Source organism: Thermanaeromonas sp. DSM 22490 (assembly GCF_056378755.1).
The window spans coordinates 86,623-113,454 of the sequence record NZ_JBJHHE010000005.1; the positions used below are offsets into that span (position 1 = coordinate 86,623).

A 26,832-nucleotide genomic window follows, 5' to 3' on the forward strand; every position below is an offset into this window, starting at 1 on the left:
CAGGATGCTTAAATTCTGCCGGGAAGTCCGCCTTAAGCTTTTAGGCCGAACGTTAGTTTGGCCCGCGAGGGAGGCCTTTGCGAGCGGAAGCCAAGCAGGCTTAGAAGTAAAACTGGGGGGACGCCAGAGCCTGCCTTTATTGCCCGCACTTTTCTTCTCTGCTATAATGGTCCCATGGTATATATGGTAATATAAAACTTAACCTATAAGGAGTATCAACGGAGGAGGCCTCAGTCCTATGACCACTTACTGGGACAGCGCGGGTAAAGCCCATACGGCTGCTACCATTGGGCTGGCCGTAAAAAGGGCCCGTGAGCTGGGGCTAAAGCACTTGGTGGTTGCCTCAGCCACGGGATATTCGGCTGAGATGCTCCTGGATTATCCAGACCTGGAGAGGGTATGCGTTACTCACCAGGCGGGCTTTAGCCAGCCAGGGGAGATGGAAATGCCTCAGGAAGTGCGGCGCCGCCTGGAGGAGGGTGGTATCAAGGTGCTGACCACCACCCATCTTATGGCCGGCCTGGACCGGGCCCTGCGCCTGAAGTTTCAGGGGTTGTACCCCTCGGAGATCATAGCCAATACTTTGCGGCTTTTGGGTCAGGGGGTTAAAGTAGCGGTGGAGGTGGCTGGTATGGCTCTGGATGCTGGTCTCATACCTTACGGGGTAGATGTGGTTGCCTTAGGGGGTACTAGCGAGGGCCTCGATACAGCTTTGGTATTACGGCCGGCCCATTCCCAAGACTTTTTTGCAACCAAGGTCAAAGAAATCATCTGCAAACCACGGGAGTTTTGAGGGGCTATGAAACTGGAGGAGAAGCTGGCGCGGCTGCCGGACCATCCGGGCGTGTATCTCATGCGGGATGCCGAGGGTAAAATTATTTACGTCGGTAAAGCAGCTTCCCTTAAAAATAGGGTGCGTTCTTATTTTCATGGCCAGCACCCGCCGCGGGTAGAGGCCATGGTGCGCCAGATCGCCGATTTGGAATATATCCTTACGGATAATGAAGTAGAAGCCCTGATTCTGGAATGCAATTTAATTAAAGAGCATCGGCCCCGTTACAATGTCAACCTCAAGGACGACAAAAGTTATCCCTATCTCAAAATTACGGTGCAGGAGGAATTTCCTCGCCTCCAGGTAACCCGGCGGATAATACGAGACGGCTCCCGTTACTTTGGCCCTTACACCCGGGCGGGAGCTTTAAAAGAAACTCTCAAGCTTTTGAGCACTCTTTTCCCGATCCGTACCTGTCGCGATACACCTTTAAAGCCTCAAAGCCGGCCGTGCCTCAACGCCCATATCGGACGGTGCCTGGCCCCCTGTACTGGCCAGGTTAGCCCTGCAGAATACAGGCAGGCGGTGACTAGCTTGATTCTTTTCTTAGAAGGAAAACAAGAGGATGTAGTGCGGGCGTTGCGGCTTGAGATGGAAGAGGCAGCGGGAAAGCTGGAATTTGAAAGGGCTGCCCGGCTGCGAGACCGGCTGAAGGCTATACAAGAGGTACTGGAGCAGCAGAAGGTGGTAAGCCCCGATCTGGGGGATCGCGATGCCATCGCCCTGGCCCGAGAGCAAGACGAAGCCGTGGGGATGGTCTTCTTTGTCCGGCAGGGTAAGGTAATCGGCCGGGAGCACTTCTTCCTGGAAGGCCAGGCTGGCTTAAAAACTGAGGAAGTCATGGCCGCCCTGGTAAAGCAATATTACAGCCGGGGAGTAGAGATCCCGCCTGAGATTCTCCTGCACGATCCCATAGAAGATAAAGACACTATAGAAGCCTGGCTGTTCCGCCTGCGGGGCCGTAAGGTGAGTATAAAGGTGCCCCGGCGGGGGGAAAAGCTCAAGCTTTTGGCCATGGTTTATGAAAATGCCCTTAACGTCCTGCGGGAGTACTTGCTGGCGCGGGAAAGGCAGGAAACGAGTGCTCAATTAGCCCTGGAGGAGCTAAAAAGATATCTGGGTTTGCCCGGATTGCCTGAGAGGATGGAAGCCTTTGATATTTCCAACCTGCAGGGCAGCGAAGTGGTAGGGTCCATGGTAGTCTTTGAAAGGGGGCAGCCCCAGCCGGCCGCCTACCGCCGCTTCCGCATTAAAAATGTTAAGGGGCCTAATGATTTTGCTTCTTTACAAGAAGTCCTGGAGCGGCGTTTTAAACGTTTGGGGGGAGGGGATCCTAAATTTTCTGTACGGCCGGATTTTATCTTAATCGACGGCGGCAGAGGACAGCTGAGCGCAGTCCGGGAGGTTATGCGCCGCCTGGGAGTTGCTGATATTCCTACTTTTAGCCTGGCTAAAGGAGAGGAATTCCTTTACCGCGAGGGAGAGGCCAGTCCCCTTGAGTTGCCGCGGGATAGCGCCGCCCTACACCTGTTACAGCGCTTAAGGGATGAAGCCCACCGTTTTGCCATCACCTATCACCGCCAGCGGCGGGAAAAAGGGGCTTTTGGTTCTGTCCTGGATGAGATCCCGGGTGTGGGGCCCAAACGCAAGCGGGCGTTGCTTCGGCATTTTGGTTCCGTAGAGAATATTCGGCGGGCTAGCCTGGAAGAGCTCTCCAGGGTGGAAGGTATGAACAGGGCAGTAGCCTTAAAGATTAAAGAATTTCTTAATTAAAGAGGTCCCTGGCAGGGCCTTATAGGGGCCTAAGCCGAGCTAATTACTCAAGATGGGGACACGCTTTTAGCAAGGGAAGGAGAAACCATATTGTCTGAAATTCGCTTAATTGCCTTGGATCTGGACGGCACTTTACTGGATAGCCATTCTAATCTCGAGCCTCGCGCCAAAGAGGTGATTCGCCGGGTGCAGGAAAAAGGGGTGGGTGTTACCCTGGCCACTGGTCGCATGTTTCGTTCAGCTCTTCCCTTTGCCCGTGAGCTAAACCTCCACCTTCCTCTGATTGTCTACCATGGCGCTTTAATTAAGGACCCGGATTCCGGGGAGGTTATCTGGCAGCGGCTTTTGTCTTTGGATATAGTGAGAATCTTGGTGCAGAAGGCTCGGGCTTATGGCTTGCCCTTTAATATTTATCTAAACGATGAACTGTATGTAGAAGATGTCCGGCCAGAAAATGAAGCTTATGCTAGCCAGGCCAGGGTTCCACTGCACAAGGTGGACGATATCCTTACCTTTCTTAAGTCGGAGCCCATTAAATTTGTAGCCGTCTATCATGGCCGGGAACTGGATTATCTGGAGGAGGAGGTGCGAGAGGAATTAGGGGATAGGGTTTATATAACCCGCTCTTTTCCTCATTATTTGGAAATTATAAATCGGGAAGCCAGCAAGGCCAGGGGATTGGCCATTTTAGCCCAAGCTCTGGAAATAAAGCCGGCAGAGATCATGGTTATAGGGGATAGCTTTAATGATCTTGATATGTTCCGTTTTGCCGGTCTAGCCATAGCCATGGGTAACGCGCCGCCTGCTGTCCAGGCGTGGGCCCACTATGTCACCGGTACTAACGACGAGGGCGGTGTGGCCGAGGCCCTGGTTAAGTTTATCTTGGAGAGAGAATTATGAGTGGCCACAAAGAACAGGACCTCCGTCTGGTCATTGTTACAGGTTTGTCGGGAGCGGGCAAGACCCAGGCCATTCGTTCTTTAGAGGACCTGGGGTTTTTTTGCATCGACAATCTACCGCCTTCTCTGGTGCCCGGACTGGTGGAACTTTTAACTAAACAGGCACCTAATACGGGGGAAGGCAAAAAAGTAGCCCTGGTTATGGATATCAGGGGCGGCGCTTTTTTTGAGGGTCTGGAGGAGGCCTTAAGCTATCTCGATAAACAGGGTTTCTCATACGAAATATTGTTTTTAGAAGCTTCGGATGAAATCCTGGTGCGACGATACAAGGAGACCCGGCGGCGCCATCCCCTGGCGGGCGAGAGCATCCTGGAAGGGATTTTAGAAGAGCGCCGCCGTTTGGAGGAGCTTAAAGGAAGGGCCAGCAAGATTATTGATACCTCGGAGCTGACACCCCGGCAGCTAAAGGAACAAATAGTTGAACTTTTTGGTGGCGAACGGCAGCAACTAACTGTTACAGTGGTTTCCTTTGGATATAAATACGGTATACCTCTGGATGCTGACCTGGTAATAGATGTGCGTTTTTTGCCCAACCCCTATTACGTACCAGATTTACGGCCTTTTACAGGCCATGACCGTTGCGTAGCGGATTTCGTCCTGGACTCCCCGGTCACCTGCGAATTTATTTCTAAGTTCATGGATTTATTGCGTTTTCTTATTCCTCACTACCTGAAGGAGGGGAAATCCCACCTGGTTATCGCCATCGGGTGTACCGGCGGGCAGCACCGGTCGGTAACCCTGGCGAATAAAATTGGCGAGCTCTTACAGTCTGAAAGCCTGAAGGTAATAGTTAAACACAGGGATGTAATGCACTATTTATCTGGCCACCGCAGGAGGTGAGGCCCTTGAAAAGCCTCAAATGGTTATACCCGGGTCTAAAAGTAAAGCGCTGGTTGTTACTGGCTGCTCTGGGCCTTTTTTTACTGGTCTCCGGGTTGACCGTAACCTTGGGTGTCACCCTTCTAGCTTCGGCTGAGCGCATTGTTTGGTGGCTGATAGAGCATACTTTGGGGTTTTGGGGACCACCTCTGATAAGCGGTATGCTGGTGGCAGTTGTCGGATTAGTGATTATGGTTATAGGCATAGAACAGCTCACCAGCTCTGTTTTACATGTCCTCTGGCCGACGGAAAAGAGTCCCTGGGAGGTGTTTTACCGGCGACGCCTCCTGGAAAATGGGCCTAAGATAGTGGCCATCGGTGGGGGGACGGGGCTGGGGGTACTGCTGCGGGGTTTGAAAAATTATACGCGCAATCTCACGGCTATAGTTACAGTGGCGGATGACGGAGGGAGCTCAGGACGGCTGAGGGCGGAGCTAGATATGCTTCCTCCTGGAGACATACGCAATTGCCTCGTGGCCCTGGCCGATACGGAAGTTTTAATGGAAGAGCTTTTTAATTACCGCTTTCGCAAAGGCGAAGGGTTAGCAGGTCACAGCCTGGGGAATTTGCTTCTGGCAGCTATGACGGACATAGCGGGAGATTTTGTTAAGGCCATAAGCGAGCTGGGCCGGGTCCTGGCCGTAGGCGGCCGGGTCCTTCCCTCCACCTTAAGCCGGGTAACCCTGGGGGCCGAGAAGGAGGATGGGACCATCGTCTGGGGGGAAAGCTGTATCCCCTCGCCGGGCCAGCGCATTAAAAGGGTTTTTTTGCAGCCGGCAGATTGCCGTCCTCCTGAGGCTGCTCTGGAAGCTATTGCCCAGGCGGATGCTATAGTCATCGGGCCCGGCAGCCTCTATACCAGTGTTCTGCCCAATTTGTTAGTGCGAGGTCTGGCAGATGCCTTAAGGCGGACCAAAGCCCCTGTGTTTTACATAAGCAATGTTATGACGCAGCCGGGAGAAACGGAAGGTTATACCGTGGCTGACCATATACGAGCCATTCAGGCCCATTGTGGTCACGGTATCATCGACTGTGTCATTGCTCACAGCGGTCCTGTTTCCTGGGCAGCCCGGCGGCGTTATAGAGAGAAGGGGTCTCACCCGGTAATAGTAGATGTGGCTGCCATCTCCAGGTTGGGGGTAGAATTAAGGAGGGCATGGCTGATCGACGAAACCCACGTGGTGCGGCACCATCCTGACCGCCTGGCGAAGGTGATTATGGAAGAAATCTATAGGCGCCGCGCCTGGAGGGCACCTGCCAAATTTCACTTTTTCCTGCGGGAGAAGCTGGGAGGCCCTTCCCAGCCTGCCAGGTCAGGTTGAGCTAGAGGTGAGGGAAAATGCAACTCTCATTTTCCGCCCGGGTTAAAGAAGAGCTGTCCCGGGTCCAGGCCAGGCAGAAGTGTTGCCGGCTGGCGGAATTAGCTGCCCTGTGGCATTTTTCGCGCTCCGCTAGGGATGCTGCTTTTTCTGGAAAGGCAGTTTTCTTAAGCACGGAAAGTGCAGCCCTGATGCGCAAGGCTTATTCTCTGGCCAAAGAGGCGGGCTTGAAAGTTAGGGTGGAAACTGAGAAGCAAAAGAGCTGGCGCAAACCTCATATTTATCATCTAGTAAGCCTAAAAGGAGAAGATAAGGAAATTTTGCAAGCCAAGGAACGGTCGTTGCACCCCTGTTGCCGCCCGGCTTATTTGCGCGGCGCCTTTTTAGCGGCCGGTTCCTTGGTCAATCCGGAAGTAGCTCACCACTTGGAACTAGTAATTAATACCCGCGACTTGCGCTTTCTCAAGGGTTTACTAAAGGAGCTGGAGCTCAGACCCGGTATAAACCGGCGAAACCGAGGACTGGTGCTATATTTTAAAGACAGCGAGCAGATTGTACGGATTTTAAGCCTTATGGGCGCGCATGCTGCTGTATTGGAGTACGAGAACGTCCTGGTTTATAAAAATATGCGCAACCACGTCAATCGCCTGGTAAATTGCGAAACAGCTAATTTAGCCAAAGCCATTGAGGCTGGACTGCGGCAGGTGGAGAATATCCGCTTTTTAGCAGAGAAGATAGGTCTGGCTAGTCTCCCACCGGCCTTGCGCGAAGTGGCGGAGCTGAGACTGCGCTATCCGGAGGCTACCCTTAAAGAGCTGGGGGAAATGCTCACCCCCCGGGTGGGTAAGTCCGGTATTAACCATCGTCTGCGACGACTGGAAGCCATGGCTATAGATCTTAAGGGTAAGGAGAGATCGGATGCGCCGGCTACAAATATATCCGGTAAATAGCACCAACTCCATGGCCTGCTGGCGCCAAGTGGCTCCCCTGTGGCGGGTGGCTTGGAATTTTAGCCTCATTCAACTAAGCCGCTATTTGCCCTTTCTGTGGTTAAAAAATTTCCTTCTTCGTCTGGTGGGGATAAAAGTGGCTTCTTCCGCTTCCGTGGGGCTCATGGCCATGTTTGATGTATTACGGCCGGACTTAATTATTATTGGGGAAAATACCATTATCGGTTATAATGCTACTATTTTGTGCCACGAATTTTTGCCCCATGAGTACCGCTTAGGTAGAGTGGAAATCGGCTCCTGGGTGCTTATAGGGGCCAATGCGACCATCTTACCGGGTGTACGCATCGGCGACGGCGCCATTGTAGGGGCAGGAGCAGTAGTAACCCGGGATGTGCCACCGGGAGCCGTTGTAGCTGGGGTGCCCGCCCGGCCCATAAAATAAGCTCAACTCATTCTCGGGCTCAACGCCCCAGTTTGTGACTTTCTTTTTCCAGGTATAGGGATATGCACTCTTATAAGTGGGGACCGGCGATGACTAAGCGGACCAGACGGACAAGGATCACCACCGCTAAAGGCGTCCTTCTTTGGACGAAAGACCTGCTCTGGGACAACCCCTACAGGCCGTGGTTCTTAAAAACCCTTTTAGTCATTAACTTTTTGGGTTCCCTTTATGGTTATTACTGGTATCACGAACAGCTAGCTGCCACTCCTTGGTTTTGGTGGGTTTTTACTCCGGATAGCCCCCTCTCCACCACCCTTTTTGCTACGGCTCTAGCTCTAGCCCTGAGGGGCAAAGAAAATAATTTATTACGCCTGGTAGCCGCTGCATCGGTAATTAAATATGGCCTGTGGGCTTGCGTGGTAATCTTAGATTATTGGTTACAAGGGGCCAAAGTGACTCCGGTAGAAACCATGCTTTTTTTAAGTCACCTCGGTATGGCCGCCGAAGGCTATCTTTTTCTGCGCCATTGGCCCCTAACCTTCAGGCAGGCTCTTTTAACCGGAGGTTGGCTTTTGCTAAACGACTATGTAGATTATGTTTTGGGGTGGCACCCTTACCTTTTTCGTGAAGACCAGGTAGCATTGGCTGCCGTAACTGCTATCCTTTTAAGCGGGGGTTTAATTCTTTACTTTTTAGGCAGGAAAATAATCGGAGAGAAAGAATATTAATATTGTATTAAGAAGTTAGAGCCAGAAGGGATAAAGAAAGGGGTGGAAAAGCATGCGCACCGGCATGGGGCTTCACTTGGAACAGACCCAGAAATTGATTATGACTCCTGAATTGCGCCAGGCCATTGTCATTTTGCAGCTTTCCACCCTGGAGCTGGCTGATTATATTCAGCAGGAATTAGAAGAAAACCCCATTTTGGAGCTGCGGGAAGACCCAGAAAACCTGATGCTTGAAGGCGGTGAAGAGGTAGACGATTTTGATTTTGACTGGACAGAATACTTCGCCGACGGCAGTGATCTGGGTTATGTGCGAGTTCCTTATGAGAAGAAAGAACAGCATTTACAAGAAAATTACCCGGCTGCCGACGGGCAGAGCTTACACGATTACCTGTTATTGCAGTTAAAGCTGGCCTTAAAGGATAGCCTGGACCTGGCCATTGGCTCCTTCCTTATAGGCAACATTGACCAGAACGGCTATTTAAAAATTTCCCTTAAAGAAGCAGCCAGTTGCCTAAAAGTGCATCCGGGCCAGGTGTGGCGAGTACTGGAAATTATTCAGAGGTTTGATCCACCGGGAGTCGGAGCGCGAGATCTCGTAGAGTGTTTGTTGCTCCAGTTACGCCAGTATCGTGATATACCAGCAGGTACAGAAAAAATCATACGGCATTTTTTGGCGGATGTAGCTGAGGGCAGGCTAGCTAAAATTGCCCGGCAACTAGGACTAAGTTTGTCCGAAGTACAGGCAGCCGTCGATTTTATCCGCAAGCTGGACCCCAAGCCGGGCCGCACCTTTGGCAGCCATCGGGACGTGCGGTATATTATCCCGGATGTAATTGTGGAGCGGGTGGGGAACGATTATGTTGTTTTAATTAATGATATAGCTGCCCCTCGCTTGGGGATCAATCCCCACTACCAGGCGCTTTTGCGCCAGGAAGCCTGTGATTCCCAGACACGCAAATTTATTGAGGATAAGCTTAATGCTGCGGCCTGGATCATACGCAGCGTGGAACAGCGGCGCTTAACTCTTTACCGGGTAGTAAGCTGTATCGTCGAAGAACAGAGGGAATTTTTGGAAAAAGGGATAAAATACCTTAAGCCCCTGACCATGCGGCAGGTGGCCGAAAGGCTGGGTTTACATGAGTCCACGGTAAGCCGGGCTACGGCTAACAAATATGTTCAGACTCCCCAAGGCCTTTTTGAGTTAAAATTCTTCTTCACCAGTGGAGTGGCCAAAAGGGATGGCGTGGCTGCAGCGGAAAGTATAAAAAAATTAATTGCTGAAGCTGTAACCCATGAAGATCCTTCCTCGCCTTTAACGGACCAACAATTGACTAACTTTTTGCAGCAGCAAGGTATTCAGATTTCCCGCCGGACTGTCGCCAAGTACCGGGATGAGTTGGGCATTCCGGCGGCTAGCAAGAGGAAGCGTTATAACTAAAATGGCCTGGAAGACGGTGACCTAAGAAGGTCACCTAAATTTCATTTTGGGAAAGAGGATTTTTATGGTGTATGTTGAATACAAGAAGGGGATTGTAACCAAAACCACAATTATAATTTAAACCCGCAAGAGATATACTACTTGGGGAAGGAGGATACATAGATATGCCAGTCAAAGTTGCTATTAACGGTTTCGGCCGTATCGGTCGTCTAGTAATGCGCGCTTCTCTGCAAAACCCGGAAGTAGAAGTAATTGCGGTGAATGATCTGGCCGATGCCCAAACGAATGCTCACCTGTTGAAGTACGACTCTGTTCACGGCCGCTTAAATGTGGAAGTGGAAGCCCGGGGGGACGTTATGGTGGTGGCAGGCCGGGAAATTAAGGTTTTCGCCGAGAAAGATCCGGCCAAGCTCCCCTGGAAGGATTTAGGAGTAGACATTGTAGTAGAATCCACAGGAGTATTTACGGATGCCACTAAAGCAGCTGCTCACCGCCAGGCCGGTGCCAAAAAAGTTATTATTACTGCCCCGGCCAAGAATGAAGATATCACCATTGTTATGGGCGTCAATGAAGATAAGTATGATCCGGCCCAGCACCACATCGTTTCCAATGCTTCCTGTACTACCAACTGTCTGGCCCCTGTAGTTAAAGTCCTGCACCAGCATTTTAAGGTCTTGCGCGGCCTCATGACCACTGCCCACTCCTATACCAACGACCAGAGGATCCTCGACCTGGTACACAAAGACTTGCGCCGGGCCCGGGCAGCAGGTATGTCCATCATTCCCACCACTACGGGCGCGGCCAAAGCCATTGGATTGGTATTGCCTGAATTAAAAGGCAAGCTTAACGGCTTTGCCATGAGGGTGCCTACACCCAACGTTTCTGTAGTTGATTTGGTAGCCGATGTAGAAAAGGCTACCACCGTAGAAGAAGTGAATGCTGCCTTTAAGGCGGCGGCTGAAGGAGAGCTCAAAGGTATCCTTGGCTATTGCGATGAACCTCTGGTCTCCCGGGATTTCAACGGTGATCCTCGCTCGTCCATTGTGGACGCCTTGTCTACCATGGTCATGGATGGCACCATGGTCAAGGTGATAGCCTGGTACGATAACGAGTGGGCCTATTCCAACCGGGTAATTGATCTGGCGGCCTACATGGCTTCCAAGGGACTGTAGATGTAATCTACTGATAGCTTCTACGAGGTAGAGGAGCGGTCGCCTATAAGGCGGCCGCTTTGATTGACCACATACAGGAGGTGTTTGGCGGTGAATAAGCTCACCCTCAAAGATTTGGATTGTGCCCAGAAGCGGGTATTGGTTCGCGTGGACTTTAATGTTCCCTTGGAAAACGGCCAGGTGACCGACGATACCCGTATCCGTGCTGCCTTGCCTACCATAAAATACCTGATAGATCAGAAGGCCAAAGTCATCCTGGTATCTCACCTGGGCCGCCCCAAGGGCAAGGTAAACGAAGCCCTGCGGCTGGACCCTGTGGCCCGGCGCCTGGAGGAACTCCTGGGCCAGTCCGTAAAAAAAGTAAACGACTGTATTGGCCCAGAAGTGGAAAAGGCTGTAGCCGAGCTAAACCCTGGGGAAGTTTTGCTCCTGGAGAATATCCGTTTTTACCCTGAAGAAGAGAAAAATGATCCGGAGTTTGCCAAGAAGCTGGCGTCCCTGGCCGATATTTATGTCAACGATGCTTTCGGTACGGCCCACCGCGCCCATGCTTCTACCGAAGGGGTGGCTCATTACCTGCCGTCGGCAGCTGGCTTCCTCATGCAGAAGGAAATTGAGATCATGGGCCAAGCCCTGGCTAATCCCGAACGCCCCTTTGTGGCCATTATTGGCGGGGCTAAGGTTTCGGACAAGATCGGCGTTATTCGCAATTTGCTGTCCAAAGTGGACACCCTTATCATCGGCGGCGGTATGGCCAATACTTTCCTTAAGGCCCGGGGTTATAACATGGGGAAATCCCTGGTAGAAGAGGATAAAGTGGCCCTGGCGGCGGAACTTATGGCGGAAGCGGAGAAAAGAAAAATCAATTTGCTTCTCCCCGAGGATTTAGTAGTGGCCCGCGAGCTGGCGCCTGAGGCACCTCATCAGGTGGTAGCGGTCAATGCCGTGCCTGAGGAATGGATGGCTGTGGATATCGGCCCGGAAACCAGGCGAGTATTTGCTAAGGCCTTACAGGAGGCCCGGACTGTGGTCTGGAATGGTCCCATGGGCGTCTTTGAAATGGAACCCTTTGCTGCCGGTACGGAAGCCGTAGCCCGGGCTGTAGCGGAGGTTAAGGGGACCACTATCGTAGGCGGTGGCGATTCGGTGGCAGCGGTGGAGAAAATGGGCTTGGCCGATAAGATTACCCACATTTCCACCGGCGGAGGCGCTTCCCTGGAGTTCCTGGAAGGACGGCAACTGCCCGGAGTAGTGGCTTTAAGCGATAAGGCCTAGCTTGCCTCCCCTGCGAAACAGGGGGAGGCGCCAGGGGAACCTTTCTTTCCGTGGAGTTATGGAAATATGTGCCCGCCCAGAAGGAAGGGGGAGTCACTTTGCGCAAGCGTAAACCCATTATTGCCGGCAACTGGAAGATGTATAAGACAGCCAGTGAAGCGCGGCGTCTTATAGAGGAATTGAAGCCTTTGGTGGGAGCAGCCCAAGGGGAGGTAGTGGTTTGTCCACCTTTTACTGCCCTGGCAGCGGCCGTAGCTGCTGCTGCGGGTTCCAATATCAGTGTGGGTGCCCAGGATCTTTTCTGGGAAGATGAGGGACCTTATACCGGGGAAGTTTCCGGCCCTATGTTAAAGGAACTGGGGTGTCGTTACTGCATTATAGGCCATTCCGAACGGCGCCAGTATTTCGGGGAGACCGATGCCGCTGTCCAGAAAAAAGTCCAGGCTGCCTTCAGGTCCGATCTTATACCCATTGTATGCGTAGGAGAAACCCTGGCCGAGCGGGAGGCGGGGAAAACCCTGGAGGTCTGCCGGCGCCAGGTGGAAGAAGGCTTAGGAAACTTAACCCCTGAGCAGGTAGCCCGCCTGGTGGTGGCTTACGAGCCTGTCTGGGCCATCGGCACGGGTAAAAACGCTACGGGCAGGGATGCCCAGGAAGTCATAGCCTTTATTAGGGGATTGCTGGCCGAAATGTACGGCCAAGAAGTAGCCGAGAGCTGCCGCATCCAGTACGGAGGTAGTGTAAAACCCGAGAACATTGCCGAATTCATGGCCCAGCCCGATATAGACGGAGCCCTGGTGGGAGGAGCCAGCTTGGACGCTATATCTTTTGCCGCCATTGTAAATACTGCAGCGGGGGAACGAGATGAATAAACCTTTGATGTTAATGATCTTGGATGGATGGGGGTTTAGCGAACACCGGGAGGGGAATGCCGTGGCTCTGGCCCGGCTACCCCATTTCAGCCGGCTGTGGCAAGAATTTCCTCACACTCTGCTACAGGCTTCAGGGGAAGCGGTGGGGCTGCCACCAGGCCAGATGGGCAACTCGGAAGTAGGCCACCTGAACATTGGCGCCGGCCGTATTGTTTACCAGGAGCTCACCCGCATCAGCCGGGCTATCCGCGATGGTTCCTTCTTTAAAAATCCGGTTTTACTCGATGCTCTGCGGTGGGCTAAAGAGCGAGGGGGAGCTCTGCATCTTTTAGGGCTCCTTTCCGATGGAGGAGTGCATAGCCACCTGGAGCACCTCTACGCTCTTCTGGAGCTGGCCGGACGCGAAGGCATGGACAAGGTGTACATCCACGCTTTCCTGGATGGCAGGGATGTGCCACCGGCCTCTGCGGGCCAGTACATAGAGGCGGTGGAAGAGGAATGCCGCCGGCGAGGCAAGGGAGCCATCGCCACCATTATGGGCCGCTACTACGCCATGGACCGGGACCGCCGCTGGGAGCGCACCGCCAGGGCTTACCGCGCTCTGGTGGCCGGAGAGGGTTATAAATCTGCCAGCGCCATGGAGGCTTTAGAGGCTTCCTATGAACGGAATATTACCGATGAATTTGTGGAGCCTTCGGTGATCGTCCGCGACGGTCGTCCCCTGGCTACTATCAAAGATGGGGATGCAGTCATTTTCTTTAATTTCCGGGCTGACCGGGCTCGCCAGTTGACCCGGGCTTTTGTGGATAGGGACTTTGAGTATTTTGAACGGCCGGGCGGAAGGCTTAATATTAGTTTTGTTTGCCTTACCCAGTACGACGTTACTATTCCCGCACCGGTAGCTTTCCCTCCTCAAGATTTGAGAGATACCTTGGGAGAGATTATCAGCCGGGCGGGGTTGAAACAGCTACGCATTGCTGAGACGGAAAAGTATGCCCATGTCACCTTCTTTTTTAACGGCGGGGTGGAGGAGCCCTTTCCCAACGAGGACCGCCTGCTCATACCTTCACCTAAAGTGGCTACCTATGATCAAAAGCCCGAGATGAGCGCCTATGAAGTCACTTTTGAGGTACTAAAGAGGCTGGACCAATACGATTTTATTGTCCTTAATTTTGCTAACCCCGATATGGTAGGGCACACCGGTGATCTTCAGGCTACCATTAGAGCTCTGGAAGCGGTGGATGAGTGCCTCGGCCGTATTACGGAAGCCATGCTGGATCGCCGGGCACCCCTTATAATTACTGCCGATCACGGCAATGCTGAAGAGATGATTGAACCCAACGGGGAACCCCATACCGCCCATACTAGCAACCTGGTGCCCTTCCTGCTGATCGACGAGAGGTACCGCCAGGTGAAGTTGAGGGAAGGTTCCCTGGAGGATGTGGCGCCCACAGTGCTGTCCTTGCTGGGCCTTGAGCAGCCGGAAGCTATGACTGGCAAGAATTTAATTTTAGAGGTAAAATAGGTGGAGGTGTAACTATGACTATTATTAATGATATTTACGCCCGGGAGATTTTAGATTCTCGCGGCAATCCTACAGTGGAAGTGGAGGTAGTATTAGAAAGCGGGGCCATGGGCAGGGCCGCTGTCCCTTCCGGCGCCTCCACTGGTGCCTATGAAGCAGTAGAGCTGAGGGACAATGACCAACATCGTTATCTGGGCAAGGGTGTGCAAGAGGCCGTAAACAATGTAAACTCGGTAATTGCTCCCGAAATTGTGGGGATGGATGCCCTGGACCAGCGGGCTATCGATCAGCAGCTTATTGAACTGGACGGTACTCCCAATAAGGGTAAACTGGGAGCCAATGCCATTCTGGGCGTATCTCTAGCGGTGGCCAAAGCGGCGGCGGCCGCCCTGGGGCTACCTTTGTATCGTTACCTGGGCGGGGTCAATGCCCATACCTTGCCGGTGCCCATGATGAACATATTAAACGGTGGAAAGCACGCCGACAATAACGTGGACATCCAAGAATTTATGATTATGCCGGCCGGGGCCGAAACCTTTGCCGAAGCCCTGCGCATGGGAGCGGAAATCTTTCATCACCTCAAAGCGGTGCTTAGGGGCAAGGGGCTTAATACTGCTGTAGGAGACGAAGGCGGCTTTGCCCCCAATTTGAGTTCTAATGTAGAGGCCATCGAGGTTATCCTGGAGGCCATCGCCCGGGCCGGCTATGAGCCGGGCAAAGATGTTTTCCTGGCCCTGGATACGGCGGCCACGGAGCTGTACCGCGAGGGCAAGTATGTCTTTGCGGGAGAAGGGGTGACTCGCACTAGCGAAGAAATGGTAGAGTTTTATACTTCTCTGGTAGAAAAATATCCCATTATTTCCCTGGAAGATAGCCTGGCCGAAGACGACTGGGAAGGCTGGCGGCTTTTGACAGAAAGGTTAGGGAACAAGGTTCAGCTGGTGGGCGATGACCTTTTTGTCACCAACACCCAAAGGCTGCGCCGGGGTATTGAGATGGGAGTGGCCAATTCCATCCTGATCAAGGTTAACCAGATAGGCACTTTAACCGAGACACTGGAGGCCATTGAAATGGCCCAGCGAGCAGGCTATACTGCCGTCGTTTCCCACCGTTCTGGCGAGACGGAAGATACTACCATTGCGGATATCGTGGTGGCCACCAATGCCGGCCAGATAAAGACCGGCGCTCCTTCGCGGACCGACAGGGTGGCCAAATACAACCAGCTTTTGCGCATTGAGGAAGATCTGGATTTGGCTGCTACCTTCGCCGGGCTGGGAGCTTTCTATAACTTGAAGAAAGGGAAATAACGGCGACACTTTTATTATTAGAAGATATCTTTTTTAAGGAGGTGGGTTTTTGAGGCCTGCCTCCTTTAATCCTTGTCTATTTTGGCCGTATGTGCTACAATAAAGGCATTCCTAAGGGAAATGTGCTATACTATATTTCCTTCTCCAGGAGGTGATAAGGTGTTACGTAATATCCTGTTGGCTCTTCAAATTCTGATGGCTTTAGCATTAATAGCTTCGGTATTGTTGCAGTCGGGGCGCAGCGCAGGTGTCTCCGGTGCCATTGCCGGCGGGGCCGAAAGCATTTTCGGCAAAAAAAAGGGCCTGGATGAATTTTTAGCTAAAATTTCAGCCGGTCTGGCTGCAGCTTTCTTGCTGCTGACTTTGTTGCTTTCCCTAGTATAGCTTTACAGCATAAAGGGGGTTGACACCTTTGGATTTGCGCTTAATAGCACCGGTAACGGGGATTTTGGCCCTGGTCTTTGCTTTTTATTTAACCAACCGGGTTAACCAGGCTGATCCCGGCACGCCGCGTATGCAGGAAATTGCTGCCGCTATCCACGAAGGAGCCATGGCCTTTCTTATGCGGGAGTACCGTACCCTGATATTTTTTGTATTAGGCATGGCAGCTTTGATCGTAATTACCGGTGTGATGACTAAGGGCGCGGAGAGCATGCAGCCGGTCACGGCCATTGCCTATATTCTCGGTACCCTGTGCTCCATTGGGGCCGGTTATATCGGCATGAATGTAGCCACTAGAGCCAATGTTCGGACAGCCAATGCTGCCCGGAGAAACCTGAATGCCGCTTTAAATATTGCCTTTTCCGGCGGCTCAGTTATGGGCATGTGCGTAGTAGGCTTAGGCTTACTGGGGTTGGGAATAGTTAATCTTATCTTCGATAACCCGAATATAATTAACGGTTTTGCCCTGGGCGCCAGTTCTATTGCCCTATTCGCCCGGGTGGGTGGCGGTATTTATACCAAAGCAGCCGACGTAGGGGCCGATCTGGTAGGTAAGGTAGAGGCAGGTATACCCGAGGATGATCCCCGCAACCCGGCCGTGATCGCCGATAATGTGGGGGATAATGTAGGCGATGTGGCTGGCATGGGAGCCGACCTTTTTGAATCCTATGTAGGCTCCATTGTTTCTGGCATCGCCCTGGGCGCTGCTTTGGGGATTACCAACGGCACTATTGTACCCTTGATGGTAGCGGCCGTAGGAATCGTGGCTTCTATTGTTGGTGCCTTCTTTGTCCGCACTGAAGAAGGCGGCAACCCGCAAAAAGCCCTGAACACTGGAACCATGGTGGCCAGCATTTTGGCCATTATAGGTACCTATTTTGTAACTACGGGCCTTTTGCCCTCCCGTTTCCAGGTGGGAAATGCAACTTATAGCGGGATGGGAGTGTTCCTGGCTACAGTGGCCGGCCTGGTGGCGGGAGTGCTCATCGGGCGGATTACTGAATACTATACTTCCGCCGATTATGAACCCGTGAGAGAAATCGCCAAATCCTCCCAGACGGGTACCGCCACCAATATTATTGCGGGCCTGAGCACCGGCATGCTCAGCACTACTTTGCCCATCATTGTTATTGTTATCGCCATCCTGGTCGCTTATAAATTTGCCGGCCTCTATGGTATTGCCCTGGCGGCTGTAGGTATGCTGTCCACTACAGGTACTACGGTGGCTGTGGACGCTTACGGCCCTATTGCCGACAATGCCGGGGGTATTGCGGAGATGGCCGAGCTGGAGCCCCAGGTGCGTAAGATTACCGATACTCTGGATGCCGTGGGTAACACCACGGCCGCCATCGGTAAAGGTTTTGCCATCGGTTCTGCTGCCCTTACAGCCTTAGCGCTTTTCTCGGCTTATACAGCAGCAGCTAAAATTATGTCCATTGATTTGACCAATCCTAAAGTGGTAGCCGGTCTTTTCATCGGGGGTATGCTGCCCTTCCTGTTTGCCGCCCTGACCATGAAGGCCGTAGGCCGGGCCGCCTTCGATATGATAGAAGAGGTGCGGCGCCAGTTTAAAAATATTCCTGGCTTGATGGAAGGCAAAGCCCGGCCTGATTATGCTCGTTGTGTGGCCATCAGCACTGGGGCGGCCTTAAGAGAAATGCTGGTGCCGGGGCTTTTGGCCGTAGTTGTTCCTCTAGGGGTAGGGCTCCTTCCCGGGTTGGGCAAGGAAGCCCTTGGGGGGCTACTTGCCGGAGCCACGGTAACTGGCTTCCTGCTGGCGGTAATGATGGCCAATGCTGGTGGCGCCTGGGACAACGCCAAGAAGTATATTGAAGGTGGCCAGTTCGGAGGCAAGGGCTCGCCGGCCCACGCAGCAGCGGTGAACGGAGACACGGTAGGCGATCCCTTTAAGGACACCTCCGGCCCGTCCATGAACATCCTCATTAAGCTTATGACCATTGTTTCTCTGGTGTTTGCGCCGTTGTTTATGATGTAAAGTAGTGGAGTGATGATGGAGTTGCAGCGAGAGGAAGCCGTTAAGCTTTTGGAAAAACATATAGCCACTCCCAATCTGCTTAAGCATTGTCTGGCTGTAGAAGCCGTTATGCAAGCCCTGGCCGGACATTTAGGTGAAGATGAGGAGAAATGGGGGCTGGCCGGCCTGCTGCATGATATAGACTATGAGGAGACCAAAAACAATCCGGAACGCCATAGCTTGGTAGGCGGAGAAATGCTGGAGCGGGCAGGGGTGGACCCGGAGATCGTCTATGCTGTCAAAGCCCATAATGAAATCCATGGCCTGCCCAGGAAGGACCGTTTGAGCCAAGCCCTGTATGCCACTGATCCTTTAACGGGGCTCATAGTGGCGGCGGCCCTGATCCGCCCGGAGAAAAAACTGGCCCCGGTAGATGTGCCCTTTTTGCTTAACCGCTACCACGAGAAATCCTTTGCCCGGGGGGCTAAGCGCGAACAGATTGCGGCTTGTCAGGACTTGGGTTTGTCTCTAGAGGAATTTCTCCGGATTGGCCTGGAGGCCATGAAGGGGATAGCTCAGGAATTAGGTCTTTGAAAATTTTGCCCCCTGTAAAATTAAGGCTCCAGAGAGAAGCTCTGGGGCCTTAAATTTACAGGGGCCAAATTATACTCCAGGAGACTAATGCTAGGCTGGTAATACCTGGGGCGAAAAAGAAGGTGGTAATTGAAGGAGGGTTATATTAATACTATAATTTTAGGTAGTTTATATAAAGAAGGTGGAAATAAGTGGTTGAAATGCCTCGTCTTACAAATATCTTTAGCAAGATACAGGAAAAAGAAACTCCTCCGGACGAAAGCTTAGTAGTTATTGAAGCCACTAGCCTTTTTCCTTTTAGGCTGTTCCAGCTTAAGCCTCATCTTTACCAACTTCGAGCCAGTGCAAAGGTTAACATGTACCCGGGAGTTTTAAAGGTAAAAGACGGAATTATCGGGGAAGTGACCATCGAGGAGGAACCGGCAGGAGAAGTTAGTTTTAATATTCACCTGGAAACAGAGACTGAGGTTTTTACCAGTACTCGGGATGGCCTGCCGGCTAGGGTGATATTGCACTTTAGCCGTGAACCCCTAAAGAAATTTTACCAGGGCAAGGGTATCGTCCTTGATCCTGGCCATGGGGGTGCGGACGGAGGCCACCGGGGGCCGGTCAACCTCTGGGAAAAGGATGTAGTATGGACCACGGCCCAGGAATTCCTCAGGGCTTTGCAGCGTCTAGGAGCAGAGGTAATTCTGACGCGGGGAATGGAGGAAAATCCTTCCTGGCAGGAACGGCTTAAGAAGGCGGAGGCCGACACCGCACTATTCATTAGTATACATACACATGGGGTACCAGATCGGAAAGTCAGGGGAGCTGCCGTCCTCTATAATCCCCAGGCTAAAGAGGGTGCAACTCTGGCCTATCTAGCCCTGGAAGAGATAATTAATAAAACCAAGATTCCGGGGCGCGGCGTGGAACCTTGCCCGGATTTGGCTCCCCTGGGTGACAGGTACGGTTTACTATTGGAAACTGTCACTATTACCAACTGGGTAGACGAAGGTATTTTGCGTAACCCTTATTTTCACCGCAAATTGGCGCTTGCTGTTATAAGTAGCTTTTATCACTTTATCACTAAAGGGGCAAAATTAGGCTATGAACAGAAAAGCTGAAGGTTCCAGTATTGCCTTTTCCGGTAAAATTCCTATTCGCACCCACATTATCTCGGAAAAAGATGATATAGTTGAAGTGGCTCGCTATTATACTTCCGGTATTGCGGCCAGGGGAGATGTTATTGCGCTTGCTGAGAGTGTAGTAGCCATCACTCAGGGGCGAGCTGTTTTGCCTGAAACAGTAAGGCCGGGCTGGCTGGCACGTTTCCTTTGCCGCTTTCCGGGCAAAGGAGGTAGTCTGGCTACACCGGCAGCCATGCAACTGGCCATCAACGAAGTGGGCCATGTACGAATCTTAGCCGGATGCGCAGCTGCTGCCGTGGGCAGACTCCTGCGTAAGAAGGGCTTTTTTTACATAGTGGCGGGAAGGCAACTGGCCTTAATCGATGATGTCGCCGGCACTATGTATCCTTACGAACGCCATATTATTCTGGGTCCCAAGGACCCGGCCAAGGTAGTGGAAGCTATAAAAAAAGCTACGGGAGCCGAGGCTGTAATTGCCGATGTCAATGACCTGGGTTGTGTAGATATCATAGGTATTACTAAGAAAGAATATCTGCCAGCGGTCAAGGAGGCTTTGAGGGATAATCCTTTTGGCAACGAAGATGAGCAGACGCCTATAGTGGTGCTTAAACGTGCAAGGTGAGGAATAAATTACGTAGAAAAAGGTCTCTGGTGGGGAAAAATAAAGGGCAATTAGAGGAAAGGTGAGGAAAGGGGGAAAGGCCTAACGCAGGGCCAATTTAGCTGTGGTTTCCTTGGATACAAACAATGTGCTCGACTTAATGCAGCAAAAATCTTATCATCCCATGACGCTGGAGGAGGTCCAGGAAATCCTGGGCGGCAGTCTAGAGGCCTTGAAGGAACTCCTGCAGAAACTGGAGTTAGAAGGCCGGGTAGTACGTACCCGAAAGAACAAGTATGGCCTGCCCGAAAAGATGGGTTTGGTGGCTGGCAAGCTGCAGATGTCGCCTAAGGGTTTTGGGTTCCTGTTACCTTTAAATAGAGAGCAGGAAGACATATACATTAGCCCGACCAATTTAAACGGAGCCATGCACCAGGACCTGGTACTGGCCCGCCTGTTGCCTAACCAGGGTAGCCGGCGCAGGGAAGGGGAGATAATCCGGGTCTTAAAGCGGGCCAATTACCGGATAGTGGGCACCTATGAGCGGAACCGCCGCTCTGGTTTCGTGATCCCTGACGATCCCCACTTGCAGCAGGATATTTTTATCCCGCCGGAGGAGAGCGGGGGAGCTAGCCATAAGGACAAGGTGGTAGTGGAGATCACCCGCTGGCCGGAAGCGCGGCGTAATCCCGAGGGAAGGATAATTGAAGTTTTAGGTCCAGCCGAGGCGCCGGGGGTGGATGTCCTATCTATAATTAAAAAATATAATTTGGATCCGGAGTTTCCCCCAGCGGTAAAACGGGAAACTAAAAAGATTAAGGAAGAAATAGAGCCTAAAGACCTGGAAGGCAGACGGGACCTGCGGGATTGGCGGCTGGTAACCATTGATGGAGCCGACGCTAAAGATCTGGACGATGCGGTTTCTCTGGAGCGCTTGCCCAACGGGCACTACCTCCTGGGGGTACACATTGCTGATGTAAGTTATTATGTCAAGGAAGGCGGGGCCTTGGATAAAGAAGCCTTTCGCCGGGGGACCAGCGTTTATCTGGTGGACCGGGTTATTCCCATGTTACCACCTCGCCTCTCCAACGGCATTTGTAGCTTAAATGCCGGAGCCGACCGCTTAGCCATGTCGGTGGTGATGGAAGTTTCCCCCCAGGGTAAGGTAGTAAACTACGAAATCTTTCCTTCAGTGATAAGGGTGCGGGAACGTATGACCTATGATGCCGTCCGGCGCATCCTGGTAGATCGCGATCCGGATTTAATGGCGCGTTATGCCGACCTGGCAGAAGATTTTCGCCTTATGGAAGAACTTTGCCTTATTTTGCATGAGAAAAGGATGAAACGGGGGGCCATTGATTTTGATTTCCCGGAGGCTAAAGTCTTGTTGGACGAGGATGGCCGGCCGGTAGAGATTGTCCGGGTGGAGCGCAGTATAGCAGAGAGGATTATTGAAGAATTTATGGTACTGGCCAACGAAGTAATTGCCCAGCACCTATACTTCTTGGATATCCCCCTTATCTATCGTGTACATGAGGAACCGGCGCCGGACAAACTGGAAGAATTGAATAATTTCTTGGGTCATTTCGGGTACCATGTGCGCAGGGACAGCGAAGGCCGGGTACATCCCAAAGTGCTACAGCGTATTGTAAATGCAGTACGGGGACGGCCGGAAGAGCGGGTTATCAATACCGTGATCTTGCGCTCCCTTATGCGGGCTCGTTACGCGCCAGGGGCCCTGGGCCACTTTGGATTGGCTTCCCAATATTACTGCCATTTTACTTCTCCCATACGGCGGTATCCCGATTTAGTGGTCCACCGTATTTTGCGGGAAGTTTTAGCCAAAGGTAAGCTCCATCCCCGGCGGGTAGAGAAGCTAAAAGAGTTTGTGGCCCAGGCGGCAGCTCACGCTTCGGAACAGGAAAGGATAGCTGAGGAGGCAGAAAGGGAATCCCTTCTAATGAAGATGGTGGAGTTCATGAAGGAGCGGGTGGGCGAAGTTTATTCGGGCATTATTAGCGGTGTAGTGCCTTACGGCTTTTTCGTGGAACTGGAAAATACCGTAGAAGGGCTGGTACACGTTTCTAGCCTTACAGATGATTATTATCATTACCTTGAGGACCAGATGGCTCTAGTGGGTGAACACCGCCGCAGATCTTTTAAGATAGGCCAGCCAGTAAAAGTACAGGTTGTCCGGGTGAATGTAGAAGCCCGTCAGGTAGACCTAGAGCTAGTTTCGGCATGATCTACGTCTGGATCCCCCTGGTGAAAACGGACAGTTTCTCCCATGTCAGGCGGCCATATACTTTTTTACCTCCACAACTATTAAGTTAAAATAAATTCTGGTCCCAGGCCCGGCGGAGCTTGAAAGCAGGGAAGTTTTTATGCCAAACTGTTGTTAAAGAATTAAGTGAAAGGAGGATTTTTTGATGGAGCGAGCAACTAGCCCTGTTGATACTGAGCGCAAGGCTGAAGTAGCCATAAAGCTTTCGGAATTTGAAATTCCTCCTATGCAAGATGTATTACTGGTGGGCAAGGCCGCACCGGTAGCTCCTGAAGCTATAAGGCGAATGGTGGACGCCGTCTCACCGGAACAATACGAGGTTGTTCAGGTTGACCACGAGGTTTTTGAGGCTGTAGTAGTAAAGAAATCCCTCCTGAAGCTTCTCCCTAAGGAAAAGCTCCTGCCTATCATCGTCGAAGAAGGGAAACGTATAGCCGATGATAGGATGGTAATAAAGGCCCAGGTAAAGGTATCCATTGAGGTGACCAGGTTGGTGACTTTATAGTGTTGACCGTGAGACATCTCTTGAGCGAGAAACTTTATACCATCTGTTCTTCAGCCAGTGTACGCTGGGCAGCAACAATTATGGAGCGTCACGCTATAGGTTGCCTCCCGGTAGTAGACGAGGGCAAACTCGTAGGTATAATAACCTCCAGGGATATTAAGCGTTCTCACCCCAATAGGTTAGTGTCCGATGCCATGACCAGAGACGTTATAACTGTACCGCCTTCAGCTTCCCTTTGCGAGGCACAAAAGTTGTTACAAAAGTATAAAATCGAGCGCCTGGTAGTCGTAGATGAGAAAGGCATTTTGGGTATTGTTACCAAGACGCGGGTCGCAGCCGAATTAGGCAAATATATCGATTCCCTCACAAGCCTGTATAAGGCTGAAATTTTTTACGATAAAGCTGCCCAACTCTTAGAAGAAGGTTATGAAATAGCTATAATCTTCCTGGATATAGATAACTTTGCACTTATTAACAAAGAATATGGCCACGTTTACGGCGATACCATTCTTTACCGAACGGCGGAAATATTAAAGTGCTTAATGGATGAGAAACAAGATACCTTGTGCCGTTATGCTGGTGATGAGTTCGCCATTGTAACTACCAGGCCCCTTGAGAGAGCAGAAGAGTTAGCCTGGCAAATAGTAACACATATTGAAAATGAAAAATGGCCACACGAAATAAAAGTGACCATTTCGGCAGGAATAGCGGGTGGGCGACGTTCGGGTATCCGCAACCTGACCGAGAATCCTGGGTATATTGTCAAGCATTTAGTCAATATGGCCAGCTTGGCGTCGACTAAAGCAAAAAAGCTAAAAACGCCAGTATTAGTTGCAGATAGCGTTGAACTAAAACTGATACCATCAGGTTCTGATGAACCTATATTTTGAGTGGCGTTTCCTCCCATTACTGAAGGTGATACATTGGGTAACGGTTTCAAGGCTTACCCCGAATTTAGATTAAGTCCGCAATATGATCAAGGCTTATCTAAAAATATAAGCAGGTCTTCCTATCCTGAGACCTGCCAATTTTCATTGGTGGAGGCGGGGGGAATCGAACCCCCGTCCGAAGGAGCACCCACAGAAGCTTCTACCAGGATAGTTTCCGTTTTAATCTTACCGCAGGGCCCCCCGGAAACTGGGTGCACCTGCAGCCAGCCTGCTAGCTTTTCCCTCCGGGCCCACAGGCCGAAGCCCAGAGGATAGCCCGCCAAGGTCGACACCCACTCCAGACCCTGCGGGCGGGGTCCGGGTGGATGTGGCTGCTAATCCTTTAGGCAGCCAGAGCTAGTTCTTTGTCGGCACTTATAGAAGTTCCACCGTTTAACGAGCAGGTGGGATCTCGCCTGGCCACTTCTGCCAATGCTTCCCCCGTCGAAACCAGTACGCCCCCCTGAATAACATCCAACTCAATACTTTTGCCGCTCGCGAAAGGCTTTCTCTATTTCCCGTTTAGCATCGCGTTCACGTATAGCTTCGCGCTTATCGTAGAGCTTTTTGCCTCTCGCTAGGGCCAATTCTACTTTAGCTCGGCCCTGGGTATTGAAGTAAACTCTTAGAGGTATGAGGGTCAGCCCTTTTTCTCTGGTTTTACCAATGAGCCGGCGAATTTCCTCTTTATGGAGGAGAAGTTTTCGCGGCCGGCGGGGTTCGTGGTTAAAACGGTTGCCCTGTTCATAAGGGCTAATATGCATATCGTAAAGAAATACTTCACCGTTTTCAACCCGTGCGAAGCTATCTTTTATGTTAGCCTTTCCCCCCCTAAGGGATTTCACCTCTGTTCCGGTGAGGGCTATACCTGCCTCTAAAGTTTCTTCAATAAAGTAATCATGCCGGGCCTTGCGGTTTTCAGTGACAATTTTGATTTGCCGGCCCATGGTATTCCACCCCATAAGTTTTCAGCTTCATTATACCATGGGGAGTGGGGGGAAAGTCAAGAGAAGGGTCAGGACCGCCATTCCACTCTTTGCCTTACCAATTCTGCGACTTCTGCCGGCGTCCTACCTTCAGCCTGGATTACGGGAACTCCAGCAATTATATCTTCCATACCCATTATATTAGAATCTTGGCCGCTGATTACAATGGCTCCGTAGTCTTTCAGCTGGCCAACCGTTAAATTGCTCATGTCCACCTGTTCTACCTCTAATCCCTGTTCTGTTAGATAGTCACCGATGGCGCTGATGGTACGTTCCACAGCTACACGTTTTGGCATTATATACTCCTCCCAATTTGCTTCTTTACGGATATTATGGACGCTGTTGGCAAGCTTTATTCTCATGTTTTTTTATGCTCTCTCGGGGAAAGATAAACATGAGGTGAAGGCTTTATGTCCTCTTTTATCCCGCGCCTGGTAGTCATGCAAAAGGCCGCCCTGAATTATACCTTAGGGCAAGAGCTGATGAAACGGTTTTATAACGAGGGTATCGAAGTGCTCTTCTATACTAAAAACATCCCAGTATTTCCCCATAAATCTTTTAGGGAGGGCTTTTTGTTTTCCAAGCGAATAATGGTTATTTCGGTGTGGAGGAGGAAAGAATTTCAGACTTGTAAGCCCTCTGCCCATTATCAGTTACCTCTGGTCTCTGGGTGTCCCGGACTGTGTGAATATTGTTATCTTAACACGAATCTTGGGCTCAGGCCTTTTGTCAAGGTTTACGTAAATCTAGAAGATATTTTTAGACGAGCTGCAGAGTATGTAAAGGAACGCAGGCCTGACACCACAGTATTTGAAGGAGCTGCTACGTCCGACCCAGTTGCTGTGGAGGACTGGACAGGAGGGCTTAAACAAGCTATCGAATTTTTTGCGGCTTTAACAGATGCCAGATTTCGTTTTGTCACCAAGTATACCGATGTTGATGGATTGTTAGGGATAGATCACAAAGGTAAAACAGAAATAAGATTTAGCCTGAATTGTGATTATGTAGTCGAGAAATTTGAAAGAGGAGTACCCCGTACAAAACACAGGCTAAAGGCCGCCGTAAAGACCTTGCAGGCAGGTTATCCCCTGGGGTTTCTCATTGCCCCCATTTTTATATTTGAAGGCTGGCGCCAAGAGTACAAAAGACTGTTGCAGACGGTAAAAGATTACGTGCCCGGTGACACCGACCTTACCTTTGAGCTTGTTACCCATCGCTTTACTTCAAGGTCTAAAAAGATTATTCGGGAAGCATATCCCGAAACACAACTCCCTTTAGAGGAAGAAGAACGACAATTTAAACACGGGCAATTTGGTTATGGTAAATATGTGTATCCCGAAGACCAGATGGAAGCAATACGGGATTTTTTCACTACAGAAATTGGGGAGGCATTTCCCCGCGCCAAGCTCCTCTATTTTGTTTAATTGCCATCTTCTGTTGAAGTGCCGTTCCTTTGGCGACGTTTTTCTATTAGTCGTAAGGAAGATTCCCAGTGCTGGGCCAACAATTCTTTTTCCTCTGGTGTTAAATCCGGAAGGCGCTTGAGAAGGTTGCGAAAAAGCGGATCGGCAAGGCTGTCCTTAAGCCGTGGTTCCAGTAAAAGTAAGGTGACCAAGTCCTGGGTATCTTCCGTGAGCGTGTACTTTAATCTCTCTCGAGAGTCAGTCCGGCCGAGAAGGTAATCTACTGAAACCTGAAAAAAATCAGCCAGCCTCTCCAGGGTTTCCGGGTCGGGACGGCGCTTGTTTTTTTCGTACATGGCAATGGTGCTCTGTCCCATATTAAGCATTTTAGCCAGCTGAGCCTGCGATATACCTCTCTCTTTACGCAGGGCGGCCAGCCTTTCGCCAAAAGATTGCACAATTATACACCCTGCATCAATGTAACACGCTCTGTGATACTTAGCAACTATT

At 51.3% G+C, this 26,832-nt stretch carries 26 protein-coding genes and 1 other RNA gene; 23 read left to right on the forward strand and 4 right to left on the reverse strand.

The features are described from left to right. Positions 1–238: 238 nt before the first annotated feature. From AC1BI1_RS05305 to AC1BI1_RS05410, 22 genes are all read left to right on the forward strand, one after another. A complete protein-coding gene (locus tag AC1BI1_RS05305; RefSeq protein WP_476716243.1) occupies positions 239–793 on the forward strand; it encodes a pyruvate kinase alpha/beta domain-containing protein in 555 nt (184 codons plus the stop codon). Between the two features lie 6 nt (positions 794–799). Further along, entirely contained in the window at positions 800–2,605 is a 1,806-nt protein-coding gene (uvrC, locus tag AC1BI1_RS05310) for an excinuclease ABC subunit UvrC (protein ID WP_476716244.1), read from the forward strand. A gap of 90 nt (positions 2,606–2,695) precedes the next feature. Further along, complete coding sequence (locus AC1BI1_RS05315; RefSeq protein ID WP_476716245.1) at positions 2,696–3,505, forward strand: Cof-type HAD-IIB family hydrolase; 810 nt, start codon at positions 2,696–2,698, stop codon at positions 3,503–3,505. Then, a complete protein-coding gene (gene rapZ / locus AC1BI1_RS05320) occupies positions 3,502–4,404 on the forward strand; it encodes an RNase adapter RapZ (RefSeq protein WP_476716246.1) in 903 nt (300 codons plus the stop codon). Before AC1BI1_RS05315 ends, rapZ begins: the two co-directional genes overlap by 4 nt. A gap of 5 nt (positions 4,405–4,409) precedes the next feature. Continuing rightward, entirely contained in the window at positions 4,410–5,765 is a 1,356-nt protein-coding gene (locus AC1BI1_RS05325; RefSeq protein WP_476716247.1) for a gluconeogenesis factor YvcK family protein, read from the forward strand. A gap of 17 nt (positions 5,766–5,782) precedes the next feature. Continuing rightward, entirely contained in the window at positions 5,783–6,712 is a 930-nt protein-coding gene (gene whiA / locus AC1BI1_RS05330; protein WP_476716248.1) for a DNA-binding protein WhiA, read from the forward strand. Further along, positions 6,681–7,154 carry an acyltransferase gene (locus tag AC1BI1_RS05335; protein WP_476716249.1) on the forward strand — a complete coding sequence of 158 codons (474 nt, stop codon included), beginning with the start codon at positions 6,681–6,683 and terminating at the stop codon, positions 7,152–7,154. The genes whiA and AC1BI1_RS05335 overlap by 32 nt, the downstream gene beginning before the upstream one ends. Before the next feature lie 89 nt (positions 7,155–7,243). Next, a complete protein-coding gene (locus AC1BI1_RS05340; RefSeq protein WP_476716250.1) occupies positions 7,244–7,882 on the forward strand; it encodes a DUF1405 domain-containing protein in 639 nt (212 codons plus the stop codon). A 52-nt stretch (positions 7,883–7,934) separates the two neighbouring features. After that, complete coding sequence (gene rpoN / locus AC1BI1_RS05345) at positions 7,935–9,320, forward strand: RNA polymerase factor sigma-54 (protein WP_476716251.1); 1,386 nt, start codon at positions 7,935–7,937, stop codon at positions 9,318–9,320. 164 nt (positions 9,321–9,484) lie between these two features. Further along, positions 9,485–10,492, forward strand: coding sequence for an ArsJ-associated glyceraldehyde-3-phosphate dehydrogenase (locus AC1BI1_RS05350; RefSeq protein WP_476716252.1), 1,008 nt, complete (start codon positions 9,485–9,487; stop codon positions 10,490–10,492). Between the two features lie 90 nt (positions 10,493–10,582). Next, positions 10,583–11,767, forward strand: a complete 1,185-nt coding sequence (locus AC1BI1_RS05355) for a phosphoglycerate kinase (protein WP_476716253.1) — start codon at positions 10,583–10,585, stop codon at positions 11,765–11,767. A gap of 50 nt (positions 11,768–11,817) precedes the next feature. Then, positions 11,818–12,639 carry a triose-phosphate isomerase gene (gene tpiA, locus AC1BI1_RS05360; RefSeq protein WP_476716254.1) on the forward strand — a complete coding sequence of 274 codons (822 nt, stop codon included), beginning with the start codon at positions 11,818–11,820 and terminating at the stop codon, positions 12,637–12,639. Continuing rightward, positions 12,632–14,164 (forward strand): 2,3-bisphosphoglycerate-independent phosphoglycerate mutase, encoded by a 1,533-nt coding sequence (gene gpmI, locus AC1BI1_RS05365; protein WP_476716255.1) that lies wholly within the window; start codon positions 12,632–12,634, stop codon positions 14,162–14,164. Before tpiA ends, gpmI begins: the two co-directional genes overlap by 8 nt. Positions 14,165–14,178: 14 nt before the next feature. Then, positions 14,179–15,471, forward strand: a complete 1,293-nt coding sequence (eno, locus tag AC1BI1_RS05370; RefSeq protein ID WP_476716256.1) for a phosphopyruvate hydratase — start codon at positions 14,179–14,181, stop codon at positions 15,469–15,471. Between the two features lie 159 nt (positions 15,472–15,630). Beyond that, the gene (gene secG / locus AC1BI1_RS05375; RefSeq protein WP_476716257.1) at positions 15,631–15,855 is read left to right on the forward strand and encodes a preprotein translocase subunit SecG; all 225 of its coding nucleotides are present in this window, start codon (positions 15,631–15,633) and stop codon (positions 15,853–15,855) included. 34 nt (positions 15,856–15,889) lie between these two features. Then, positions 15,890–17,908 (forward strand): sodium-translocating pyrophosphatase, encoded by a 2,019-nt coding sequence (locus AC1BI1_RS05380; RefSeq protein ID WP_476716319.1) that lies wholly within the window; start codon positions 15,890–15,892, stop codon positions 17,906–17,908. A gap of 21 nt (positions 17,909–17,929) precedes the next feature. Beyond that, complete coding sequence (locus tag AC1BI1_RS05385) at positions 17,930–18,481, forward strand: HDIG domain-containing metalloprotein (protein WP_476716258.1); 552 nt, start codon at positions 17,930–17,932, stop codon at positions 18,479–18,481. Positions 18,482–18,681: 200 nt separating this feature from the next. Further along, the gene (locus AC1BI1_RS05390) at positions 18,682–19,590 is read left to right on the forward strand and encodes an N-acetylmuramoyl-L-alanine amidase (protein WP_476716320.1); all 909 of its coding nucleotides are present in this window, start codon (positions 18,682–18,684) and stop codon (positions 19,588–19,590) included. After that, positions 19,574–20,236: a coenzyme F420-0:L-glutamate ligase gene (locus AC1BI1_RS05395; RefSeq protein WP_476716259.1), complete on the forward strand. Its 663-nt coding sequence runs from the start codon at positions 19,574–19,576 to the stop codon at positions 20,234–20,236. The genes AC1BI1_RS05390 and AC1BI1_RS05395 overlap by 17 nt, the downstream gene beginning before the upstream one ends. Before the next feature lie 112 nt (positions 20,237–20,348). Further along, on the forward strand, positions 20,349–22,460 hold the full coding sequence (rnr, locus tag AC1BI1_RS05400; protein ID WP_476716260.1) for a ribonuclease R: 2,112 nt from the start codon (positions 20,349–20,351) through the stop codon (positions 22,458–22,460). A 184-nt stretch (positions 22,461–22,644) separates the two neighbouring features. Further along, positions 22,645–23,004: a hypothetical protein gene (locus AC1BI1_RS05405; protein WP_476716261.1), complete on the forward strand. Its 360-nt coding sequence runs from the start codon at positions 22,645–22,647 to the stop codon at positions 23,002–23,004. Beyond that, a complete protein-coding gene (locus tag AC1BI1_RS05410) occupies positions 23,004–23,894 on the forward strand; it encodes a CBS domain-containing protein (protein WP_476716262.1) in 891 nt (296 codons plus the stop codon). Before AC1BI1_RS05405 ends, AC1BI1_RS05410 begins: the two co-directional genes overlap by 1 nt. Before the next feature lie 145 nt (positions 23,895–24,039). Here AC1BI1_RS05410 and ssrA read toward each other — a convergent pair. From ssrA to AC1BI1_RS05425, 3 genes are all read right to left on the reverse strand, one after another. Beyond that, positions 24,040–24,396, reverse strand: a transfer-messenger RNA (tmRNA) gene (gene ssrA / locus AC1BI1_RS05415). Positions 24,397–24,412: 16 nt separating this feature from the next. Further along, entirely contained in the window at positions 24,413–24,880 is a 468-nt protein-coding gene (gene smpB / locus AC1BI1_RS05420; RefSeq protein ID WP_476716263.1) for an SsrA-binding protein SmpB, read from the reverse strand. 68 nt (positions 24,881–24,948) lie between these two features. Continuing rightward, positions 24,949–25,215, reverse strand: a complete 267-nt coding sequence (locus AC1BI1_RS05425) for a YkuS family protein (protein ID WP_476716264.1) — start codon at positions 25,213–25,215, stop codon at positions 24,949–24,951. Between the two features lie 114 nt (positions 25,216–25,329). Between AC1BI1_RS05425 and splB the strand changes: the two genes are divergently transcribed. Next, positions 25,330–26,343: a spore photoproduct lyase gene (gene splB / locus AC1BI1_RS05430; protein WP_476716265.1), complete on the forward strand. Its 1,014-nt coding sequence runs from the start codon at positions 25,330–25,332 to the stop codon at positions 26,341–26,343. Here the strand turns inward: splB and AC1BI1_RS05435 are convergent. Further along, complete coding sequence (locus tag AC1BI1_RS05435; protein WP_476716266.1) at positions 26,340–26,780, reverse strand: helix-turn-helix domain-containing protein; 441 nt, start codon at positions 26,778–26,780, stop codon at positions 26,340–26,342. The two genes, splB and AC1BI1_RS05435, sit on opposite strands and share 4 nt — an antisense overlap. Between the last annotated feature and the right edge of the window lie 52 nt (positions 26,781–26,832).

What these genes read in the sequence shown, in the direction of transcription:
- splB (WP_476716265.1), top strand. Translation starts at nt 25,330, where the DNA reads ATGTCCTCTTTTATCCCGCGCCTGGTAGTCATGCAAAAGGCCGCCCTG.
- AC1BI1_RS05390 (WP_476716320.1), top strand. Translation starts at nt 18,682, where the DNA reads ATGCCTCGTCTTACAAATATCTTTAGCAAGATACAGGAAAAAGAAACT.
- whiA (WP_476716248.1), top strand. Translation starts at nt 5,783, where the DNA reads ATGCAACTCTCATTTTCCGCCCGGGTTAAAGAAGAGCTGTCCCGGGTC.
- rpoN (WP_476716251.1), top strand. Translation starts at nt 7,935, where the DNA reads ATGCGCACCGGCATGGGGCTTCACTTGGAACAGACCCAGAAATTGATT.
- AC1BI1_RS05305 (WP_476716243.1), top strand. Translation starts at nt 239, where the DNA reads ATGACCACTTACTGGGACAGCGCGGGTAAAGCCCATACGGCTGCTACC.
- AC1BI1_RS05340 (WP_476716250.1), top strand. Translation starts at nt 7,244, where the DNA reads ATGACTAAGCGGACCAGACGGACAAGGATCACCACCGCTAAAGGCGTC.
- eno (WP_476716256.1), top strand. Translation starts at nt 14,179, where the DNA reads ATGACTATTATTAATGATATTTACGCCCGGGAGATTTTAGATTCTCGC.
- AC1BI1_RS05425 (WP_476716264.1), bottom strand. Translation starts at nt 25,215, where the DNA reads ATGCCAAAACGTGTAGCTGTGGAACGTACCATCAGCGCCATCGGTGAC.
- rapZ (WP_476716246.1), top strand. Translation starts at nt 3,502, where the DNA reads ATGAGTGGCCACAAAGAACAGGACCTCCGTCTGGTCATTGTTACAGGT.
- smpB (WP_476716263.1), bottom strand. Translation starts at nt 24,880, where the DNA reads ATGGGCCGGCAAATCAAAATTGTCACTGAAAACCGCAAGGCCCGGCAT.
- AC1BI1_RS05395 (WP_476716259.1), top strand. Translation starts at nt 19,574, where the DNA reads ATGAACAGAAAAGCTGAAGGTTCCAGTATTGCCTTTTCCGGTAAAATT.
- uvrC (WP_476716244.1), top strand. Translation starts at nt 800, where the DNA reads ATGAAACTGGAGGAGAAGCTGGCGCGGCTGCCGGACCATCCGGGCGTG.
- AC1BI1_RS05335 (WP_476716249.1), top strand. Translation starts at nt 6,681, where the DNA reads ATGCGCCGGCTACAAATATATCCGGTAAATAGCACCAACTCCATGGCC.
- AC1BI1_RS05405 (WP_476716261.1), top strand. Translation starts at nt 22,645, where the DNA reads ATGGAGCGAGCAACTAGCCCTGTTGATACTGAGCGCAAGGCTGAAGTA.
- AC1BI1_RS05350 (WP_476716252.1), top strand. Translation starts at nt 9,485, where the DNA reads ATGCCAGTCAAAGTTGCTATTAACGGTTTCGGCCGTATCGGTCGTCTA.
- gpmI (WP_476716255.1), top strand. Translation starts at nt 12,632, where the DNA reads ATGAATAAACCTTTGATGTTAATGATCTTGGATGGATGGGGGTTTAGC.